General features: G+C 65.6%; 19 protein-coding genes. 14 read left to right on the top strand and 5 right to left on the bottom strand.

Annotation, left to right across the window (positions count from 1 at the left end; genetic code table 11):
* Positions 1-154 precede the first annotated feature (154 nt).
* The 6 genes from ACPW96_RS08270 to ACPW96_RS08245 all read left to right on the top strand — a co-directional run bounded on the left by ACPW96_RS08270 (position 155) and on the right by ACPW96_RS08245 (position 6043).
* Positions 155-2890 carry a LuxR C-terminal-related transcriptional regulator gene (locus tag ACPW96_RS08270; protein ID WP_425882679.1) on the top strand — a complete coding sequence of 912 codons (2736 nt, stop codon included), beginning with the start codon at positions 155-157 and terminating at the stop codon, positions 2888-2890.
* A 268-nt stretch (positions 2891-3158) separates the two neighbouring features.
* Entirely contained in the window at positions 3159-3428 is a 270-nt protein-coding gene (locus tag ACPW96_RS08265) for a hypothetical protein (protein WP_425882678.1), read from the top strand.
* A gap of 74 nt (positions 3429-3502) precedes the next feature.
* A complete protein-coding gene (locus tag ACPW96_RS08260; RefSeq protein WP_425882677.1) occupies positions 3503-4216 on the top strand; it encodes a DUF4386 domain-containing protein in 714 nt (237 codons plus the stop codon).
* A gap of 49 nt (positions 4217-4265) precedes the next feature.
* Positions 4266-5042: a DUF4386 domain-containing protein gene (locus ACPW96_RS08255; protein ID WP_425882676.1), complete on the top strand. Its 777-nt coding sequence runs from the start codon at positions 4266-4268 to the stop codon at positions 5040-5042.
* 10 nt (positions 5043-5052) lie between these two features.
* The gene (locus tag ACPW96_RS08250; protein WP_425882675.1) at positions 5053-5430 is read left to right on the top strand and encodes an alcohol dehydrogenase catalytic domain-containing protein; all 378 of its coding nucleotides are present in this window, start codon (positions 5053-5055) and stop codon (positions 5428-5430) included.
* Positions 5431-5512: 82 nt separating this feature from the next.
* Positions 5513-6043, top strand: a complete 531-nt coding sequence (locus tag ACPW96_RS08245) for an NAD(P)-dependent alcohol dehydrogenase (protein ID WP_425882674.1) — start codon at positions 5513-5515, stop codon at positions 6041-6043.
* A gap of 394 nt (positions 6044-6437) precedes the next feature.
* Here the strand turns inward: ACPW96_RS08245 and ACPW96_RS08240 are convergent, their stop codons facing one another.
* The gene (locus ACPW96_RS08240) at positions 6438-7184 is read right to left on the bottom strand and encodes an alpha/beta fold hydrolase (protein ID WP_425882673.1); all 747 of its coding nucleotides are present in this window, start codon (positions 7182-7184) and stop codon (positions 6438-6440) included.
* Entirely contained in the window at positions 7181-8689 is a 1509-nt protein-coding gene (locus ACPW96_RS08235; RefSeq protein ID WP_425882672.1) for a serine hydrolase domain-containing protein, read from the bottom strand. Before ACPW96_RS08235 ends, ACPW96_RS08240 begins: the two co-directional genes overlap by 4 nt.
* 119 nt (positions 8690-8808) lie before the next feature.
* Between ACPW96_RS08235 and ACPW96_RS08230 the strand changes: the two genes are divergently transcribed.
* Positions 8809-9768, top strand: a complete 960-nt coding sequence (locus ACPW96_RS08230) for a GlxA family transcriptional regulator (RefSeq protein WP_425882671.1) — start codon at positions 8809-8811, stop codon at positions 9766-9768.
* A gap of 247 nt (positions 9769-10015) precedes the next feature.
* Positions 10016-11026 carry an alpha/beta fold hydrolase gene (locus tag ACPW96_RS08225; protein WP_425882670.1) on the top strand — a complete coding sequence of 337 codons (1011 nt, stop codon included), beginning with the start codon at positions 10016-10018 and terminating at the stop codon, positions 11024-11026.
* 87 nt (positions 11027-11113) lie between these two features.
* Here ACPW96_RS08225 and ACPW96_RS08220 read toward each other — a convergent pair whose 3' ends face one another.
* Positions 11114-11824 (bottom strand): DUF4386 domain-containing protein, encoded by a 711-nt coding sequence (locus ACPW96_RS08220; protein WP_425882669.1) that lies wholly within the window; start codon positions 11822-11824, stop codon positions 11114-11116.
* 156 nt (positions 11825-11980) lie between these two features.
* Positions 11981-12655, bottom strand: a complete 675-nt coding sequence (locus tag ACPW96_RS08215; protein ID WP_425882668.1) for a TetR/AcrR family transcriptional regulator — start codon at positions 12653-12655, stop codon at positions 11981-11983.
* Positions 12656-12732: 77 nt separating this feature from the next.
* On the opposite strand from ACPW96_RS08215, the gene ACPW96_RS08210 reads away from it, so the two are divergent.
* Positions 12733-13353, top strand: coding sequence for a hypothetical protein (locus ACPW96_RS08210; RefSeq protein ID WP_425882667.1), 621 nt, complete (start codon positions 12733-12735; stop codon positions 13351-13353).
* A 188-nt stretch (positions 13354-13541) separates the two neighbouring features.
* On the opposite strand, the gene ACPW96_RS08205 is transcribed toward ACPW96_RS08210, so the two are convergent.
* Positions 13542-14261: a TetR/AcrR family transcriptional regulator C-terminal domain-containing protein gene (locus ACPW96_RS08205; protein ID WP_425882666.1), complete on the bottom strand. Its 720-nt coding sequence runs from the start codon at positions 14259-14261 to the stop codon at positions 13542-13544.
* A gap of 63 nt (positions 14262-14324) precedes the next feature.
* On the opposite strand from ACPW96_RS08205, the gene ACPW96_RS08200 reads away from it, so the two are divergent.
* The 5 genes from ACPW96_RS08200 to ACPW96_RS08180 all read left to right on the top strand — a co-directional run bounded on the left by ACPW96_RS08200 (position 14325) and on the right by ACPW96_RS08180 (position 20870).
* Positions 14325-15026, top strand: a complete 702-nt coding sequence (locus tag ACPW96_RS08200) for a DUF4386 domain-containing protein (protein WP_425882665.1) — start codon at positions 14325-14327, stop codon at positions 15024-15026.
* 25 nt (positions 15027-15051) lie between these two features.
* The gene (locus ACPW96_RS08195; protein WP_425882664.1) at positions 15052-16083 is read left to right on the top strand and encodes an NAD(P)-dependent alcohol dehydrogenase; all 1032 of its coding nucleotides are present in this window, start codon (positions 15052-15054) and stop codon (positions 16081-16083) included.
* A 151-nt stretch (positions 16084-16234) separates the two neighbouring features.
* Positions 16235-16612 carry a hypothetical protein gene (locus ACPW96_RS08190; protein WP_425882663.1) on the top strand — a complete coding sequence of 126 codons (378 nt, stop codon included), beginning with the start codon at positions 16235-16237 and terminating at the stop codon, positions 16610-16612.
* Between the two features lie 281 nt (positions 16613-16893).
* Positions 16894-20406 (top strand): MobF family relaxase, encoded by a 3513-nt coding sequence (gene mobF, locus ACPW96_RS08185; RefSeq protein WP_425882662.1) that lies wholly within the window; start codon positions 16894-16896, stop codon positions 20404-20406.
* A gap of 83 nt (positions 20407-20489) precedes the next feature.
* Positions 20490-20870: a hypothetical protein gene (locus ACPW96_RS08180; RefSeq protein ID WP_425882661.1), complete on the top strand. Its 381-nt coding sequence runs from the start codon at positions 20490-20492 to the stop codon at positions 20868-20870.
* Positions 20871-21016 lie beyond the last annotated feature (146 nt).

The following is a 21016-nucleotide window of genomic DNA, read 5'->3' as shown; positions in this document are numbered from 1 at the left end:
GACAGTGCAGAGGAGAAGGCTTGCGGGAAAGAACGAGCGGCCATCGCGGTAGACGAAGCTTCGTCCTCGCCCGAGGACGGAGACCACACTATTCCTAGGTCGTCGCGGTCGATTATCGGCGACATGTGAGACTACCCATAAGGGAGAGGTAGTTATGTCCAGCCCGTTCCTCGAGACCAAGCTGCACGTGCCTCGGGGACGTCGCGGCTTGGTATCGCGTCCGAGACTCAACGAGTACTTGAGCCGCGGGGCGGAGTTGGCGCTGACCCTGGTGTCAGCGCCGGCCGGGTTCGGCAAGACAACGCTGCTTGCCGAGTGGCTGGCCGACGGTCGAGCGAAGGGCCGCTCCGCGGCCTGGCTCTCACTGGACCAGCGCGACAACGATCCTGTGCTGTTCTGCACTTATCTGGTGGCGGCGCTGAGGTCGGTAGAGCCGGCGGTTGGGGACGATGCGTTGTCGTTCCTGCAGTCGCCCCAGCCGCTGATCGAAGCGGTCCTCGGGACTGTGCTCAATGACCTCAGCGCTGTCTCCAACGATGTCGTGGTGGTGCTCGACGACTACCACCTCATCGAAGCCCGGACCGTCCACGACGGGATGGCCTTCCTGCTGGAGCGTCTACCCCCGCAGGTGCACCTGGTACTCGCGACCCGCGAAGACCCACCACTGCAACTGGCGCGGTGGCGAGGACGCGGCGAGCTGTTGGAGATTCGCGCCGCCGAGCTGCGTTTCACGACCGATGAGGCCGCCGCCTACCTCAACGGTGTGACGGGGATCGAACTCACGTCGCAGGACGTCGCCGCCCTGGAGCGGCGCACCGAAGGGTGGATCACCGCGATCCAACTGGCGGCGCTCTCGATGCAGGGCCGAGATGACATCCCGGGCTTCATCGCGGGCTTCGCCGGGGATGACCGTTACATCGTCGACTACCTGGTCGAAGAGGTGCTACAGCGTCAGCCGGAAGACCGTCGAAGCTTCCTGCTGCAGACCTCCATCCTGAGCCGACTGAACGGCCCTCTGTGCGAGGCCGTCACCGGCCGCGGCGGCGGCGGAGCGACGCTAGAGGCTCTTGAGCACGGGAACCTCTTCTTGTTCCCGCTCGATGACCGCCGCCAGTGGTACCGCTATCACCATCTCTTCGCCGACGTGCTGCAGGCCCGCATACTGGACGAGCAACCCGACGAAATGACCGAGCTGCATCGGCGGGCAAGCGACTGGTGCGAGCAGAACGGCGAGAGGTCCGAGGCGATCCGCCACGCGATGGCCGCCAAGCAATTCGATCGAGCCGCGGAGCTGGTCGAGCTGGCGATGCCAGCGTTGCGTCAGGCCCGACATGACGCCACATTGCTCGACTGGCTGCAGGCTCTGCCCGACGAGGTGATTCAGGCCCGGCCCGTGCTCAACATCGGGTATGTCGGGGTCCTGATGTCCAGGGGCGAGGTCGAGGGCGTCGAGGAGCGCCTGCGAGCTGCCGAACTGTGGTTGCATGCGCCGACGGCGATCGAGCAGGCACCAGGGGAACCGTCGGCGAAGCCCGTAGTCGTGGATGAAGCGGCGTTCCGCCGACTGCCTGCAGCGATCGCCTTCTACCGGGCCGCGTTGGCTCACGTCGTCGGCGATGTCGACGGCACCATGACCAACGCCCGACGGGCGCTGGAACTCGTCGGTGAAGACGATCCTGTCGAACGCGGGTCGGCGGCCGCTCTCCTCGGACTTGCGTACTGGTCAACAGGCGCTCTCGATGACGCGTACCGCTGGTACTCCGACGGGATGTCGAGTTTCGAGAACGCCGGATTCGTCCCCGACGCCGTCAGCGGCGCCATCACCATCGCTGACCTGCAGATTGTCCAAGGCCACCTTCGGGAGGCAATGTCCACCTATGAGCGTGGATTGCGGCTCGCCACCAACACCACACCGCCCTTGAGCGGAGCGGCGGACCTGCATGTGGGCATGAGCGTGCTCCTCACGGAACACAACAACCTTGACGCCGCCAGGCAGCACCTGCTGGCGAGCAGTGAACTGGGCAAGTATGCCGGTCTGCCGCAGAACCGGCATCGGTGGTCCGTGGCGATGGCCCGGGTCCTGCAGGGTGAGGGTGATCCACGCGCGGCGCTCCAGCTGCTGGACGAGGCAGAGCGCCTGTATGTGGATGGTTACTCTCCCAACGTCCGACCGGTCTCCGCCTTGAAGGCGCGCGTGCGGGTGGCAGCGGGTGAGCTGGCCGAAGCGCTCGGCTGGGTGCGCGAGCGTCGGCTCTCCGCGGATGACGACCTCAGCTACCTGCACGAGTACGAGCACATCACCCTTGCCCGGGTCCTTCTGGCGAAGCACGAGACCGAGCGTGCCGCGGGTGGCCTCCACGACCCGGCCCAACTCTTGGAGCGCCTTCTGGGAGCGGCAGAAGCGGGGGCCAGGACGGGGAGCGTCATCGAGATCCTGGTTGTGCAGGCGCTGGTACACCAAGCGGGACGCGACATCCCGGCTGCGCTGGCTGCGCTGGAGCGGGCGCTGACGCTGGCTGAACCCGAGGGATACGTTCGACTCTTCGTCGATGAAGGCCCGGCCATGGCCTCCCTACTGAGAACGGCCGCGAAAAAAGGGATCGCCCCGGGGTATGCCCGCCGACTCGTTGCCGCCGGATCCAAGACCCCCGTCACCGTAGCCGTCCTACCGGGCTTGATCGAGCAGCTGAGCGAGCGCGAACTAGACGTGCTCCGGATGCTGGGCACCGACCTGGACGGCCCCGACATCGCTCGGGAGCTCTCGGTGTCTTTGAGCACCGTGCGGACTCACACCAACAGAATCTTCGCCAAGCTCGACGTGCACGACCGTCGAGCAGCGGTTCGCCGGGCCAGAGAGCTCGGCCTGCTGGCGCGAAACAACGACCGCTGACCCCGCCGCGCAGCAGCGGCACCGCAGGCGCTACGGCAGCCACCTGACGCGAGTCCGGCGCACCCCAACCCAACAAGCCTGCCCCTCTGGCTGCGGCCGACCACCTGTCCACTGTGTCCTGCGCCCACGTCGTGCCAGATCGGCAGATGGCCAGATAAATCAACACATGTGTGGATGTTCCCTCATCACATCTCGCTCTACGTTTCGGGCAAGCAAGGAATGTCAGCAACCACGGAGATTCCGGCAAGCAACACCGAAAAGGATCACAATGAGCGACGCATCGACCGATCGTCATGACGAGGCAGGCCGCTACGAAATCCGCCTGCAAGGCCACCTCGCCGCCCGCTGGTCCGCCTGGTTCGACGGCCTCACGGTCACCAACAAACCCGACGGCACCACCGTCATCTCTGGTCCGGTGGCCGACCAGGCCGCCCTGCATGGTCTGCTGCAGAAAGCACGCGACGTAGGCCTTCCGCTGCTCTCGGTCACGTCCGTCAATCCGGACCAGCCCGAAGTATCCACCGTCGACCCTCGATAACTGCTCACTGAAATCCACACAAGGAGAACGAAATGAACGTCATCGCTCGAACCACAGCAACGAAACGAGTCCCGATGGACTCACTGCGCAAGACCGCGCTGGTCGCCGGCATCCTGTACCTGGCAACCTTCGTCTCGATTCCGATCCTGGCCCTCTACGCCCCAGCGCTGAACGACCCGAACTGGGTCACCGGACCCGGGCCGGACACCCCGATCCTGATCGGCGGCGTACTCGAGGTGATCGTGGCGCTCGCCGGCATCGGCACCGCCGTCGCGCTGTACCCGGTTGTCAAGAGGCAGAACGGAGGGGTCGCGCTGGGCTTCGTCGGCACGCGGGTCCTGGAAGCCGCCGCCCTCTTCGCCGGCGTGGTGGCCCTGCTGTCCCTGGTGACCTTACGCCAGTCCGCAGCCGGAGCGGACGCTGTCGTCACCGGACAGGCGCTCGTCGCCCAATACGGCTGGTCGTTCCACCTCGGGGGAAGTCTCATGCCGGCCATCAACGCCCTGCTGCTCGGCTCGCTGCTATACCGGTCCGGCCTGGTCCCGCGAATCCTGCCCCTGATCGGATTGATTGGAGCTCCCCTGCTGCTCGCCTCCGACTTCGCCGTGCTGTTCGGCGTGTGGGAGCGGGTGTCCCTGCAGTCAGGGCTTGCCGCAATACCGATCGCAATCTGGGAATTCTCACTGGGGGTCTACCTGATCGTCAGAGGGTTCAAGCCTTCCCCGATCACTGCCGGCATGAACGCCGCCGCCAGCGCCGGCCCCGTCAAGCAGCACACGACGGTCTGATCGTCGACGCCCCGGCTGTATCCACGTTCACACAGAGTAGGAAGAGGTCATGATGTCCCCGAAAGGAATATTCGCCGAGCAGCCCCCTGGGGTAGCGCCGACTTCGATCAAGCGCCTGGCGCGGATTGCGGGTGTCTTCTATCTCGTCGTCGGCATCACCGGTGGGTTCTCGGAGGGCTTCGTGGACCCGTCCATGTACGTCGCGGGCGACGCTACGGCCACGAACGCGAATCTTGTCGAGAACTCCGGACTCGTTCGACTGGCCGTGGTCGCCCACTTGACGGACGCGGTCTTCTTCGTGCTCACCGCTGTGACCCTCTATGTGCTCCTCAAGCACGTGGGCAAGCACGCCGGCCGTCTGATGGTGTTGCCGGTCGTGGTAGCGGCCGGCATCATCTCGGTCAGCTCCGTCTTCACGTTCGTGGCGCTACAGGTCGCGACGAACGGTTCGTACGTGGCAGCGTTCGGTGAGGTTGAAGCGAATGCGCTCGTGCTGCTCCTGCTGGAGATCGAGCACTACGGGATCCTGGCCGCGCAGGTCTTCTTCGGGCTGTGGCTTGCCCCGCTGGGGTATCTCGCTTATCGGTCCGGACTCTTCCCGAAGGCGCTCGGCATCATCCTCATCGCGGCCACGGCCAGCTACCTGACTGACGTCGTCGTGGCGTTCCTGCTTCCCGATCTTGCCGCGCAGATTCACATCTTCCTGGGCATCGTGCCCGCGACTGCGGAGATCTGGATGGTCCTGTACCTGCTGATCGTCGGGGTGCGCTCCCCGCGATCCGCAGCCCGACCGCATGTCGCCACCGTGACCCCGATCGCGGCGTGAGGACATGACCATGATGAAAGCATTCGTTCGGGAAGAGTACGGCCCACCAAGTGTTCTCGAGCTGCAGGACATCAACCGTCCCGAACCGAAGGACGACGAAGTCCTGGTGCGCGTCCGCGCCTCATCGCTGAATCAAGGCGATCTGGACTACCTCTACGGCAAACCCTTCCTCACTCGGATGGGCACGGGGCTGCGCGTACCCCGCAAAGCTGGTCTGGGTTTCGACGCAGCGGGGGAGGTGGAGGCCGTCGGCAAAGACATCACGCGATTCAAACGCGGTGATGCTGTGTTCGCGGATCTCACTCAGTTCGGCCACAGCGCCTTCGCGGAGTACGCAGTCGCTCCGGAGCGAGCATGGTCACACACCCCCAAACGGCATCAGCTTTGAAGAAGCCGCGACTCTGCCACAGGCGGCGATCCTCGCGATTCAGGGCCTGCAGGGCAGGAGCGGCATACGGCCAGGAAGCGAGGTGCTGATCAACGGTGCCTCAGGAAGCGGCGGTCCATTCGCCGTGCAGGTCGCGAAGGCCCTCGGCGCCCACGTGACCGGCGTCTGCAGCTCGAAGAAGGCAGACATGGTGCGCGGGCTGGGCGCGGACGACGTCATCGACTACACCGCCGAGGACTACACGAAGGGCGGGCCGCGGTACGACTGGATCCTGGATATTGCGGGGAACAAATCAATCTTCGAAGGCCGGCGGGCATTGAAGCCCAGCGGAGTGTACGTCCTCCTCGGAGGCACCACGCCCCGGATCTTCGGATGCCTGTTCTGGGGCCTGCTGATCTCGCTGGCAACACGAAAGAAGATGGGATTCCTGTGGTGGAAACCCTTCCACGCAGAAGACGTGGCACTCCTCAAGCGCCTCATCGCGGCAGGGAAGATCAAGCCGGTGATCGACAGAACCTTTCGGTTCAGCGAACTCCGCGAAGCGATCTCCTACTTGGAGACAGGAAACGCGCAAGGCAAAGTCGTCATTTCCACTTCCATGCCCGGTGCATAGTGCTTTCCCCAATCGCGGTTAGAGCGCACCGTAGAGGATGAGGTAGGTCATCAGCCAGGCCGCCGACAGCTCCGCATCGTCCGGCCGTCACGACGGCGCTGATCCTCCCCGCGGCCCTCGCCGTGCGTACGTCGAAGGCGAGGAAGCGACGGAGCGGGGCCCGGATCGATGTGGGGGAGCACGGAATGCCTATGGTGCCCATGGGTGAGGGCTGGGCGAGCGGTCGGGTCTCCGCGCAGCGAATGCGCTCTGCTCCAGTGCGCGTCGTGTTGCTCCGTATGCGATGGTTCGAGCGATGACCTCTTTGTGGCGGAGGTGCCGGGCGACGATGGCGTATGCAGTGAGTCCCACGATCAGCGTCACGGGAACCAGCAGGTGGGAGATCATGGGCCACCTACTCGACTTCGCTGAGGACGCGCAGCACCGCGTCCGCAGCGATCTGCGGTTGATCGAGATGCACGTAGTGGCCGGCATCCTGTATTTCGGACACCACTCCCGCGGGAGCCAGTCGGGCGAAGTCGGCTTGGCCCTCGATCCAGGCATCCTCGACTTCGGCGTCCCACATCTGCTGGTCGCGGTAGACGTCGGAGTCGTGCCGGAGGATTTCGAAGGGAATGTCGGGCCAGGCGGTGATCCGGTCGACCTCGCGTGCGCTGACCGCTCCATCCCAGTTGGGGTAGAACTGGCTGAAGTGGTATCGCCAGGAGAAGGATGAGACGGTCGGATCGAACAGGACCACTCCTGCGACGTCGTCGGGGTGCCGGCCGACGAAGAGTCGGACGGTGAGGCCGGCGATGCTGTGTCCGACGAGGACGACCGGCTCGTCGATTCCGGCGGCGGCGAGGGTGGCGTTGAGGGATGCTGCGGCTACGCCCGCTGTCATCGGGGCGGCGCCGGTTGATTCGCCAATGCCGGGGTAGTCCCAGGCGCAGGTTCTGACGTCGGGTCCGAGGGTTTTTCTGAACGGATTCCACACGGTGGAGTCGTCGCCCATGCCTGCCATGAGGATGACCGTGGTGCTCCCGTCGCCCTGGCAGTCCAGGTGTGCCTGGCCTCCCATGATCGCGTAGGTGTTGCCGGTTGCGCATCCGGAGAGTGCGAGCATCGCGGCGAGGGCCGGGATCACGATCAGCCGGTTCATTTGCTTGCCCGTCTGGTGCTCGCACGCAGGACGACGGCCGCAACGGCGAGGACGACTGCCACGAGGACGGTGGCTGCTTCTGCGGGCAGGACCGCGACGTACACCTGTCGTTCCGGCCAGACGACGAATGCGATCAGACCGCCGATGGCGAGGGCAGTGATTGTGCCCCGGACAGCGTATAGCCGCGAGGTGGTCGGTCCTGTCTGCCAGAGCCAGCGGCGATTGCCGCGGCGCGCCTGGACGGCGGTGACGATGATGACGGCCAGGACGCCGATGAAGACGACGGCCGCGCCACCGAGCAGGATTGTGCGGGGCTCGTCGAGGTCACCGACGGCGATCTGCGTGGTGGAGGTTTCGGAGACGCCCAGCCACTGCGTCCAGGCTCGGAGCGTCAGGCCGGTGCTTTCCGTGTCGCTGTTGGTGAGGATCACAATGCCTTCTCCGAGTTCGGGAATCATGACCATGTTCGCGATCCAGCCCTCGGTGTGACCGTTGTTCCCCGTCGCGCTGAGCCCGCCGTCGAGGTGGTCATGCAGGTGGCCGAAGCTGACGACGCTCCCGTCGGGCATGTCTCGGCCGGCCATCATGGTCTGCACCGATTCGCTGGTCAGCACCCCCCGTCCGGCGACCCCACCATCGGAGCTGGACATGCTGGCGGCAAGGAGACGGGCGAGATCGTTGGCTGTCGAGTAGAGACCCCCCGCTGCCTGCTCCGTCAATCGGTAGTGCGGCAGAGCTACACCGTCTGGGTAGTACCCCGTTGCCTGGGCGGGCACCCGGTCAGGGTCGAAGGTGCTGTTCGTCATTCCGAGTGGGTCGAGGATGACCTCCTGCATGTAGTCGGAGAACCGCTGCCCCGTCACCTCTTCGATCATCAGTTGAAGGAGGGTGTATCCGGCGTTGGAGTAGTTGAACTGCCGGCCGGGCTCCGATTCGATTCGAAGGCTCTGCCCTCCGCCGTTGTTGCCATCGAGATGGTCCTCGAGAGAGGGCAGCGGCTGGTCACCGGGCAGGGGATATCCGTCGACCCGATTGAGTCCAGCGGTGTGGCTGAGCACCCGGGAGACCGTCGCGCCGCTCGAGCCGTATGCAGAGGGCGGGAATGCCCACTTCGTGAGATACGACTCGATCGGGGCATCCAGTGAGACCTGCCCGGTCTCGACCAGGTGCATCACACCCCACGCCGTGAGGGTCTTGGAGATGGAGCCCACCTGGAAGACGGTGTCGGCGTTCACTTCCGTCCCCTCTCGCACCGAGGCGAGCCCGTAGCCGGTGGACCAAACGGTCTCTCCGTCGCGGACAACCGCAACCGCCGCTCCGGGCACGTTCAAGGCAGCCATGATCAGCGGTTCGTTCCGATCGAGCCGATCAGACAACGCGGCAAGCTCAGGGCGCCCGTCTGATTGAGCGTCGAACCGCACGAAGCCGGCGAGAGCAAGCGTCGACAGTGCGCCGAGAGCGACCACCGCCAGGAGCCGTGCGGCTGCGGAAATCTTGGTGGGCATGAGGTCTCGTCTCTCTGGAGGGGTTATCCTCACGGTAGGGTTCGACTTCCGCACCCCCTAGGACACGTCGTTGACGATCTCGGCCACCCGCGCCCCAGCAGCCCTACTGAGGGAGCATGGTGACCGAGCCACACATCGTGATCGTCGCCTTCCCGTCCGGCCAGATCCTCGATGTCAGCGGCCCGATGGAGGTCTTCTCCACCGCGTCTCGATTTCTCCCGATCCCGCCCTACCGCACACAGCTCGTCAGCGCCCAGGGTGGCGCAGTGCTCTCCACCAGTGGCATGGAGTTTCTCACCACCGCTATTGCCGATGTGGTCGGCCCGATCGACACCCTCGTGGTCGCTGGGGGCCGCGACATCCACGAGGCCAGCGAAGACGAACACCTCGTGCACCACATAGCCCGGCTCGCCGCCGACTCCCGCAGGGTGACCTCGGTGTGCTCCGGAGCGTTCCTCCTCGCCGCTGCCGGGCTGCTGGACGGCAGGCGCGCGACAACGCACTGGGCTGACTGCGCGCTGCTTGCGGGCGATTATCCGCTCGTGACCGTCGAACCCGACGCCATCTACGTCCACGACGAGAACGTCTGGACCTCGGCTGGTGTCACGGCCGGGATCGACCTCGCGCTCGCCCTGGTCGCTGATGACCACGGCCCGCGAGCGGCCGGGGAGGTCGCGCGCCAACTGGTCGTCTACCTCCGGCGATCCGGTGGGCAGGCGCAATTTTCGGCGGTGCTCGCCGCCCAATCCAGCGACCATGAGCCGGTTCGTGACGTGCTCACCTGGCTCACCGACCATCTGACCGCGGACCTATCGATCCCGGCGCTCGCGATGCACGCCCATCTGTCCGACCGCCAGTTCAGCCGAGTATTCAAAGCCGAGGTAGGCATCACGCCGGCGGAGCACGTCGAAGCGGTACGGATGGAGTCCGCCTGCCGGCTCCTGGAGACCACGTCCAAGTCGATGGAACAGATCGCCGCAGATTGCGGATTCGGTGTCCCGGAAACGATGAACCGGACATTCAGAAGACGACTGAACACCACCCCGGGCGAGCACCGTCACCACTTCGGCACTGCCTAGGGATAGCCGCCGCCCGGCCACGTGCGGTGCGCCAGGTCAGATAGAGGGTGGGTGCGAAGGGACGTTGTCGACCGCGGCGAGCGGAATCGGACGACCACCCTCGTCGCCGATCGGCTTCGTCGTGGCCGAGATCGTCAACGACCTGTCCTAGGTGGGTCGGCGAGCGAAACCTACGGTGAAGTCAACCCACAAACACGACTCCAGCCTGGGCTATCCCATCCATCACACCAACGGGAAAGAGCACATCATGACCACCACCGCCACCCCCATCGACACCCCCGCCACGGCTGCGACCGCCGCACCCCGCCGGCGCCGGTGGCGGCGCATCGGGCAAGCAGCCGGAATCGGCCTGGGGGTCGTTGTGACCCTGACCCTCCTATCGACCATCGCGAACGTCGCCGCGACCGCAGCCGAGAAAGCCGAGCTCACACCGTACGGCGAGACAGTCACGCTCAGCGCGGGGGACATCAACGTCTCCCGCAACGGCGGATCCGGCCCGACCATGGTGCTGCTGAGCGGGTACGGTACCCCCGCTCCTGCGGTCGACTTCGCGCCGCTCATCCGCGAACTCGAGGCCTTCGACGTGATCGTCGTCGAAGGCTTCGGATACGGGTACAGCGACGTGGACGTCCCCAATCGCACGATCGAGAACATCACCTCCGAGTTGCACGAAGTACTGGCCAAACTGCACATCGAGGAGCCCGTCATCCTGGTCGGGCATTCTGTCGGCGGGCTCTACGCCCGGTACTACGCCAACACATACCCTGACGAGGTCTCCGCAGTCATCGGCATCGACCCCATGGCAGCCACGACCTCCTCACTCGAGGTCGGCACCCCGTCGGTCACCGACTCTGTAGTCGCCGCACTCGGCCTGGTCCGCGTGGTCAGCACGATCGCCCCCGACCTCATTCAGCCTCCGGGAACCGCGTATACGGCTGAGGAACGTCGCCTTACAGCCGCGATGACGAACTGGAACTACGGCAACCCCTCTATCTCGGATGAGTGGAGCCAGATCGGCGCCAACTCGACAAAGGCCGCCGCCTTGCCGTTCGCCGCGGACCTGCCGGTGCTGGAGATGCTCGCCACCGAAAGCGTCGACACCATGCCTGAGTGGCTGCCGAACCACGAGGCCGAACTCGAGGGCGTCACGACACACCAGCTCGAGGTACTCGACGGCGCCCACTACCTTCACTGGACGCAATCGCCCGCTATGGCGCGCATCATCACCGACTTCGTGACGGCGCACGTCAACCCGTAGCCTCGACCACGCGTCCGACCAAGAACCCACTCGGCGCCCAAGACCTCACGACCCCACGCTGATGAAGCCAAAGTACGATCGCCCGGGTCACATCAGCAGCGCGACGCCGGTGACAACGAGCCAGAGTGACCAGACGATGTAGACGAATGGGGTGGCTACGGCGGCGGGCTTCCATCCTTTGATCTCGAAGGGGCCGACGAACTCGAGGGAACAGAGCGCGAGGGCGATGCCGATGATGATCCCGGCGACGCCGACCCACCCGTTCACGTTGGAACTCTGCAGGATGGCGACACCGACCAGCGCCGTCCAGGTCCCGGTGAACAGGAAACCCAGGTGCTCACCCACCGCCACGCCGAGGTAGCGGTTGAAGGACTGGAAGACGATGTCGATCGCTTCTCGACGCGCCGGGGTGGTGTCGGGCTTCGCGGACTCACGTGCCAGGTAGGGCACCAGGAACGGCCATCGGATCAGACCGAGGAACTGCACCACGCTGGCGACCACTCCGACCGCGGCTGCGGCGAACAGAAGCGCCGGTGCTGCGCCCTGCAGGGAGTCGGAGACCAGAATCGCGAGCGGCGTCAGTAGCGCCGCCGTCATCGCGAATCCCCACCAGAGCAGCACCAGGGCCGAACCGCCGGCACTGAATTTCGCCAGCACCTCCGCGGTGGGCTTGCGCAGAATGTCCGGGTAATCGAACTTCGCCGCCAGCGCGGCGAAGGCGGCGTTGAAGGCGATCGGCACCGCGATCAGCAGGATGCCGGCGATCACGGTCGAGGTGGTGTCGGTCGAGGGATTCATCGGTTCCGGCTCTCTTTCATGTACGTTGTACGCTATTTGTAACGTACAACGTACACAAATGCAAGAGGATGACCGAACGGTGGCACGGTACTCCGGCCACAAGGAGCGGGTCGCCGTGGCGGAGGGGAGTTCTAAAACCGTGGGCTCCTCGATCCGCTACTTCGGGGCGGTCACGCCCACGCCTGCGATCAGCTGGCCGAGGGCGAACCTGTAGTGCCCGTCGCTTCCATAGTTGCTGAGCTCGTCCGCGACGGAGAGAGTTAGCGGGAATCGGTCGGCGGGCAGCATTGACAGGGAGGCGGCCAGTACAGCCTCCGGATCCACGGACGTCCTGGTCGCGTCTCGGGCGGTACTGAAGGCGAACCAGCCGTAGTTGAGGGCGAGGATGCCGCAGAAGGTGGCCACCGCGTCGGCGCCGCTGATACCCCCACGCGCCAGGATCTCCAGAGCGGTCTCACCGATGACGGTCGCGTTGATGCCGGGGTTGGAGTGCGTGAACAGCGGGACGATCGCCCAGGGGTGATCGGAGAGCACCGCACGATGAGCCGCGGCGAACGCGGTCAAGTCCGCCAGCCAGTCATCCGTCGCCGGCGCGCGGCCGATCCGACCCAGCACGCGATCCAGCATCGCGTCGATGAGCTCGTCCTTCGTCGCGAAGTACCGGTACAGCGCCATCGGCGATGCCCCCATCTGCGTCGCAACCGCGCGCATGGTCAGCGCGTCGAACCCGTCACGGACGACGTGCTCCGCCGCCAGCAGGATCTCATCGGAGGTGACGGAGCTGCGCACCCGGCGCGGCCGGTCCTGGCTGGAAGGTGTGTTTTCTGACATCGCTTGACTCACAGTTCGTTTACGGCGTACGTTATGGATCACGTACACAGTACACTAACCGTTTGGAGCACCAAAAGATGCCTACGACACCCGCCGCCCTGAAGACCATCCCACGGACCAACACCGTCACCCGCGCTCCGTTCCTCCGCAACCTCCTGATATGGATGCTGAGCTTCCTGGCAATCCCGATCGCCGGTTTCCTCGGCACGGCGATCGTCGGTCGGGTCGATAATCTCGTCTCCGCCCTGGTGGGCGGAGCAGTCGTGGGTTTGATCGTCGGAGCGGTCCAAGCACTGGTCTCCCGGCGACGCCTCCCGCTGCTGCGCTGGATGACCGCCAGCACGATCGGAACCAGCGTCGGGCTCACCGCCGGCACACTCGCCGTCGGCTACCAGACATCGTTGGGCTCGCTCGCCCTCGCCGGACTGATCACCGGCGTGATCGTCGGCCTGGCCCAGACCTTCGCGCTGCCTGCGACCACCCGGTTCCGTTGGCTCTGGCTACCGGCCACCGCCGCGCTGTGGCCGCTGGGATGGACGGTCACCACCCTGGCCGGCATCAAAGTAGAGGAGCAGATCATCGTCTTCGGGGCCAGTGGCGCGTTGGTCTACACCCTGCTCGCTGGCCTCATGCTGCAGGTGCTGCTCCCGCAGCCGGTCGCAAAGACCTCGAAGCCGAGCCTTTCGGCGCGGCGATGAGAGCGACCGAACACGTCATCTTCGGCTCCGGCGCTAGCGCTCTGGTCAACTACGGCGCCCCTCCGCAGCCGCGGCATAACCCCGCGGATCATTAACCGATCCGGCACCGTGCGGTCCCCGCCAACATCGAGCGCTGGCTGCGATGGGAGCCTCGCGATCGTCGGCGGAGTCGGGCTCGGGCGGCGCGATCAGGCTGTGGATCCGACAGGGTGTCGTCCGAGCCACCCTTCGAGTCCGTCGAGGATGAGATCGAGGCCGAGCGGGAATTCATCGCCATACGAGTAGCCCGGTTGCAGCACGTGGTCCGCCGTCAGCTCGGCGAGGTAGGGGTATTCGCTGGCGGGCAGCTGGGCGAGCATGATGTGCGCCATCGCAGCCGTCTCTTCTTCGGTGTGGAACGGCAGGCTCTTTTCTTGCATGGCGAAGCCGTAGATGTAGCTGTCCAGTGCCGAGAACGCGTGGGCTGCCATGGCGATGGAGAATCCGGCGTTCCGGAGCGTGCCGATCACCCGGTCGTGATGCCGCAGGGTGGCGGGCCCCGGGTTGGTGCCGGAGTCCTTCAAGCTCGTGGCCCAGGGGTGGCGGGAGAGGGCGGCGCGGAAGGACACCGATCGCTTCCGCATCGCGGTCTTCCAGTCGTCACGGTGTGAGGGCAGTTCGATCTCGTTGAACACGGCGTCGACCATGGCGTTGAGGAGGTCTTCCTTGTTGGCGACGTGCGTGTACAGCGACATCGCTTCTACCCCGAGTTCTTCGCCGAGCCTGCGCATCGTGAGCATCTCGATGCCGGCGGCGTCGGCAAGCGCGATGGCCGTGCTCAGCACCTGGTCGCGGTTTAAGCGGCGGCGTGGCGCCACACCGGTCTTGCTCGAGGCCCTCGCCATGATGTCTCCGTTCATCCGTGCCATTGACAACCTTACCACGTAGGCATACTGTGCTTACATCATAAACTTACAAAGTAAGGAAATACGATGACTCGCACAACGCTCGACTCGGCTCAGCCCGCGGTGTCGCAACGCCCGTTCAATTTCAAAACTTGGTCACCGCGCACTGCGGCGATCGTCGCTGGAATCTCGCTCGCGGTGATGGCAGTGTTGGGCGGCTTCGGCAACTTCGGCGCATTCGTGCCCCTGATCACTCCGGGTGACGCGGTGCAGACTGCCCACGACATCTCCGGCGCGCCGCTCTTGCTCTGGGCGGGTGTCATCAGCTTTTTCGTCGTGGCCATCCTCGATGTCGTCGTGGCCGGAGCGCTGTACACACTGTTCCGGCCGGTGAGCCGCCGGATCTCGGCAGCAGCCGCCTGGGCAAGGACCGTGTACGCAGTGCTGTTGGTGATTGCCACCAGCCAGCTGGTGATCGGGTTCTCGCTGCTCGGCGATCCCGAGGCCGCACTGCCCGTGCTCGAGTCGTTCAACCCCATCTGGGTGATCAGCCTGGGCCTGTTCGCCATCTCTCTACTGCTCGTCGGCTATCTGGCCTTCCGGTCGGGTTTTGTCCCGAAGATCTTCGGCATCCTGCTCGCGATCGCCGGCGTCGGATACCTGGCAGATGCCATCGGCATGATCTTTATCCCCGACTTCAACGCCATCTTCGCGACGTTCATGTTCGTAGGCGAAGTCGCGATCATCTTCTGGCTGCTCATCGCCGGCCGCCGCCTCCCCGCCAACTGAACAACGGATGACACGAGGCAGACCAATGACCAATCCCGCGCTCACCGCCCCCACCGTCCGACGCGACGGCACCATGCGCGCCCTCGTGTCCCGCCACTATGGCGGGCCCGACGTCGTCGCGGTCGAAGACGTGGTCAAACCCGCGCCCCAAGCAGGTGAGCTGCTGATCCGAAAGCACGCCTCGGTGGTCACCGCCGCGATCTGCGCCGCCCGCGTCGGCAAGCGTCTCGCGACCCGGCTGTACTTCGGCCTCACACGCCCCAAGTGGCCCATTCTCGGCACCAACTTCTCCGGCGTTGTCGAGGAGGTCGGAAGTGAGGTGACCCGCTTCCGAGTCGGGGATCGCGTCTCAGGAACCTCCGCCACGAACTTCGGTGCCTTCGCCGAATACATCGTCGTAGCCGCCGACGCAGCGATCGTTCTGACGCCCGCCCACCTGAGCGACGCCGAAGCGGTCGCCGTGTTCGACGGAGCAGTCACGGCGTTGCCATTCCTTCGCGACACCGCATGCCTCCACGCTGGCCAGTCCATCCTCATCAACGGTGCATCCGGTGCCGTGGGAACCGCGGCGATCCAGCTGGCGAAACACTTCGGCGCCACAGTGACTGCAGTATGCAGCACGACGAACCTTGAACTCGTGCGGACGTTGGGGGCGGATTCCGTTATCGACTACACGACCGAGGACTTCACGGAAAAGACCGACGCGTACGACGTCGTCTTCGACACGGTCGCAACAAGCTCGTTCTCGCGAAGCCGAGGCGCACTCAAGCGAGGCGGCATCTACCTGACCACCGTGCCCTCGCCGACGATCCTGCTGCAGATGCTGTGGACGAGTCGAATCGGACCGAAGAAGGCCGCCATCACCTTCACCGGTCTCGCCAAACCCGCCGAGCTGGCCAAGAACCTCAGCTTCATCGCCGAGCTCGCCGAATCAGGCGAATTCGTTCCGGTCATCGGCGCCACACATCCGATCGAGCGCGCGGCCGAAGCACACCGCCTCGTCGACACCGGGCACAAGACAGGTAGCGCGGTTCTCATCATCGGAACCGAGCAATGACTCCCACCGCGCCCGGCACCTCGAGCGGCGACGAACGCGCGGTGTCACTGCGTCACCTCGGCGGCAGTGCACGACGCCAAACTCACCCGACGACCAGCCGCGAACGGGCATCCAGATCAGCAGGGAGAAGTGAAGCGAAATGATTTCCGACGTGGCCCTGATCGTCAGCCTCACCATCCTCGGGAGCCTCCTAGTGATGCAGATACTCCTGATCGCTGGGGTTCCCATCGGCCACTACGCGTGGGGCGGAAAGGAACGCGTCATGCCCCCGCGGATGCGAGTCGCAGCAGTGCTCGCAATCGTGCTCTACGCCGCGTTCGCCGCACTGCTAATCAGCAGAGCCGTTGTCCTCCCCGGTGGAGTCTCCCTCGCGGTGATCATCGGCACGTGGATCCTCTTTGCCTACTCCGCCTTCAGCATCATCGCCAACGTTGCCTCACGATCACGCCAAGAACGAGCAGTCCAAACGCCAGTAAGCGTCGCGCTCACCCTCGGAATCCTGGTCATCGCCCTCAGCCCAACAACCTGATCCCGGCCCCATCAAGCCTCGACGCCCCCGTGTCAATACCTTGGGTCGGGCGACCCCGTCTCGGGTCGCCCGAGCCCATTGACACCGCCGTGTGCAGCATCGATGATCGCGCCTCGCGAGCCGGCCGTCACCGCCGCCATCCATCACCGACCTCACCGGGCCCGGCACCGACGACTGGTGCAGACGCCACCCCAGACCAAAACTTCCACACGTCTTGCAGATCGAGGGCCGTGCGCGCTGACGCGGGCACGGCGGCGCACCTCTCTGGCAGAGGAGAGGCGGTGCCGGTGTCGGTGTCGATGCGGGTGATGAGCGCCGGGGATGGTTACAAGTACCTCCTCCGCACGGTTGCCGCGGCCGATGGGGAACGGCCGCTTTCCACCCCGCTGACCCGCTACTACGCAGAGGCGGGGACACCACCTGGGCGGTGGCTCGGGAGCGGACTGCCGGCCCTTGCCGACGGGCGGATCGATGCGGGATCGCGGGTCTCGGAAGCCCAACTCGAACTGCTGCTGGGGATGGGGCGAGACCCTGGAACTGGTGCGCCTCTCGGGCGGGCGTATCCCGAGTATGCGGCCTCCGAATCCGGGCCGGATGGCGTGACCTCGCCCGGGTCGACAACCTCGCGGCAGACCCGCCGCCGCGCCGTGGCCGGCTACGACTTCACCTTCTCACTGCCGAAGTCCGCATCCGTCCTGTGGGCGATCGCCGACGCGGATACTCAGGAGAAGATCTCGGACGCTCATCACAGGGCGATCCACGAAGTGCTCGCCTTCATGGAGCGCGAGCTCGCCGCGACGCGCGCCGGTGAGGCGGGGAGGGACGGTGCGGTTGCTCAGGTCGAAGTCACGGGGTTGATCGCCGCGACCTTCGACCACTTCGACTCGCGCGCGGGCGATCCGCAGTTGCACACGCACGTCGTGGTGAGCAACAAGGTGCGCACGGTGTTCGACGGCAAGTGGCGCTCGCTCGACGGACGACCGCTGCATGCGGCGACCGTGGCACTCTCCGAGTTGCACAACGCCGTGTTCGCCGACCACCTGACGCGTGCGCTCGGAATCGGGTGGGAGCGGCGCGAGCGCGAAGCCGATCGCAACCCCGTCTGGGCGATCTCCGCCGTCCCTCAAGAGCTGGTTGCCAAGTTCTCGTCTCGCTCGCGTCACATCGACATTGAGAAGGACCGGCTTATCGACGAGTACATTGTCACGCACGGCCGCGAACCGTCGAAGGTCACGGTCATCCGGCTACGCCAGCGGGCGACGCTGGCAACCCGCCCTGACAAGCAACTCCGGTCGCTCGTGGATCTCACGCACGAGTGGCGCATCCGCGCCAGTCGACTGCTCGGACTCGACGCGACGGCATGGGCTCGAGACGTGATTCGAGATGCGGATGCCCCGACGCCGTTGCGCGCGGAAGACGTGTCGCCCGGAATCCTGGATCAACTCGCGGCGGGCGTGGTCGAGGCGGCAAGCGAGCGCCGTTCGACCTGGAGCCACTGGAACCTGTTCGCCGAAGCTGCGCGGCAGACGATGGGCTGGCGGTTCACTTCAGCCGAGGATCGAGAGGCGATCGTCGGCATGATCACGGATGCTGCGGAGCAACGCTCCGTGCGGCTCACCCCGCCCGTACTTGCACTCTCGCCCGCCGAGTTCCGACGTGCGGATGGCACGAGCGTCTTCCGACCAAGGAACTCCGAGCGCTACTCGTCGATCACCCTCCTGGATGCGGAGGAGCGACTGCTCGCCGCGTCGCGATCAACCGCCGGACCAGTCGTCGGCGCTGCAACTCTCGAGCACGCTGAGCGAGCGCGCCGCAATCACGGGATCGTCCTCGGCGAGGATCAGCGCAACGCCCTCCATTCGATCGCAACCTCGTCGCGCAAGCTCGATGTCTTGATCGGCCCGGCCGGTGCCGGCAAGACGACGGCGATGCATGCACTGCGACTCGCGTGGGAGCACGAGCACGGGCGCGGCTCGGTCATCGGGCTCGCGCCTTCCGCTGCCGCCGCGCGCGAACTTGCCGATGACCTCGGCATCTCCACCGAGAATACGTCCAAGTGGTTGCACGACAATGGCCACGGGCACGCGTCGTTGCGAGCCGGCCAGCTCCTCATCATCGACGAAGCATCCCTCGCCGGCACGCTGACGCTTAATCGCATCTGCGCTGTCGCCATGCACGCGGGCGCGAAGGTTCTCCTGGTGGGGGACTGGGCGCAGTTGCAGTCGGTCGATGCAGGCGGCGCGTTCCGGATGCTGGTCCAAGAACGCCCCGATGCTCCCGAGCTCGGAGACGTCCATCGCTTCCAACACGCCTGGGAGAAGGACGCATCCCTCGACCTACGCAACGGACGACTGCAGGCCCTGGATGCATACGGCGCGCACGACAGGATCGTTGGCGGCGATGCGGATGCAATGTCCGACGCGGCCTACAGTGCGTGGCAACGAGACATGGCCTCGGGCGTGTCGTCGGTGCTCGTCGCCGACACGGGGGAAGCGGTCGGTGCACTCAACCGACGTGCCCGCGCCGAGCTGATCCTTTCCGGCGTCGTGGATGCCAGCGCCGAAGCGCCGCTGCGCGATGACGTGGCGGCATCCGTCGGCGATGTCGTCATCACCCGGAAGAACGACCGTCGTCTGCGATCGGGAGGCAACTGGGTGCGCAACGGGTCACGGTGGAGAGTCGTATCGGTTCGACGCGATGGCTCGTTGCGCGTGCGAAACCTTGACCGCATCGGGGCTCGACCGCTCTGGCTGCCTGCCGATTACGCGGCCAAGAACGTCGATCTTGGTTACGCGGTGACCGCCTACCGAGCGCAGGGGATCACGACCGACACCGCGCACGCAGTCATTGAGCCTGGAACGACCCGCGAGAACCTGTACGTCGCGATGACGCGGGGGAGAGCATCGAACACTTCCTACGTGGTCACATCTCGTCCCGACGGCAATCACTCCGCGCGTCATCCCGGTAGTCGTCCGGATGCGACCGCCCGCGACGTCCTCGTCGGCGTGCTTGGCCATGTGGGAGCCGAACTGTCGGCGCACGAGACACTCGTCGACGAGCAGGAGAGTTGGGGGTCGATCGCGCAACTCGCTGCCGAGTACGAGACAGTCGCTTCGTCTGCGCAGCGGCCACGGTGGGCGAATCTCATCCACGCATGTGGACTTCCAGCCGCATTGGCCGAGGCCGCGATCGCCTCGGACGCGTTCGGTGCACTGACTGCGGGCCTTCGACGCGCAGAAGCGCTCGGGCACAGCGTCGACGCGTTGCTCCCACGAATCGCTTCTGCGCGCGGATTCGGGGATGCTCAGGATGCCGCGGCCGTGCTCCACGAACGTCTTGAGCGAGTACTCGCTCAGCCGTCGAGCGGTAGCTCGCGGGGGAGTGGGCGTCGGCTGATCGCGGGTCTTATCCCTGCGGCGGTGGGGGAGATGGATGCCGACACGCGGCGTGCCCTCGACGAACGCGCACATCTCATCGAGGAGCGCGCTTCGGTGCTGGTCGAGGCCGCACTTACGTCGCGAGCGAACTGGATTGCGTCGCTCGGACGCGTCCCGGTCGACACAGCGCGGGCGGAAGCATGGCGTCGCCAGGCGCGTATCGTTGCGGCCTATCGTGACCGGTACGGCGTTTTCGAGGATGATGCGCTCGAGGCTCGTGCTACCTCGGCGAACCAACGGATGGATGCTGCGGCCGCAGGCATGGCGCGGGATCGCGCGATCTGGCTAGCGCGTGGTGCCGCTCCTACACAGCCTCAGCCGACGCCAGGCGGCTCGCGGCCTGTGCACAGCCTGTAGACGAGGGTTCTATCCGCGCAGCGAGAAGCGGGCGTACCCTGAAAGCAGTACCGAAACCCACGCCCATAGGAGAGGCCTGGACGATGTTTCAACTGCTCATCGCATTCGTGAGTCGCATCTACGCGTTCTTCCAGCGGAGCATGCCGACGAACATCCTGATCCGCGCCACACACATCCGCCGGGGGCTCAAGTGGGGCGTACCCGCGATGCTCGTCGCCGTCGTCTACATGGTGATCGCCGCCGCACTCGCGCAGTGGGTTGCCGGCGGCGCGCCGGGATGGATCAACTTGCTCGTGCTGGTGTGCCTGTGGAACGCGATCAAGTTCTTCGTGAATGGGCCGATCACCGCCGCACGGTTGGCGCGGGTCCGGGCGCGCGAACGGCGCTACCGCGACGAGATGCTCGAGGCACAACGTCCGGGCACGCCCGTGGGCTATCGAGCGGTTGCGGCAGAGCCGGGCTGAACTAGCCGGCGCTCGATTCAGTGACGGTCATCGGGCATTGCTACGTGCCGGTCATCTGGGCATCACGGCTGACCATCCGCCCAGTACGGCGATCGGCTCGGGGCGCCGCGAGGCGCGCGGGGGAGGACCCTCTTCCGTACTTGGCG

This window comes from Micromonospora sp. DT81.3 (assembly GCF_049847225.1).
Taxonomy (GTDB): Bacteria; Actinomycetota; Actinomycetes; order Actinomycetales; family Microbacteriaceae; genus Microbacterium.
The sequence above is the reverse complement of the archived record's forward strand: the minus strand, read 5'-3'. Positions and strand labels throughout refer to the sequence as shown.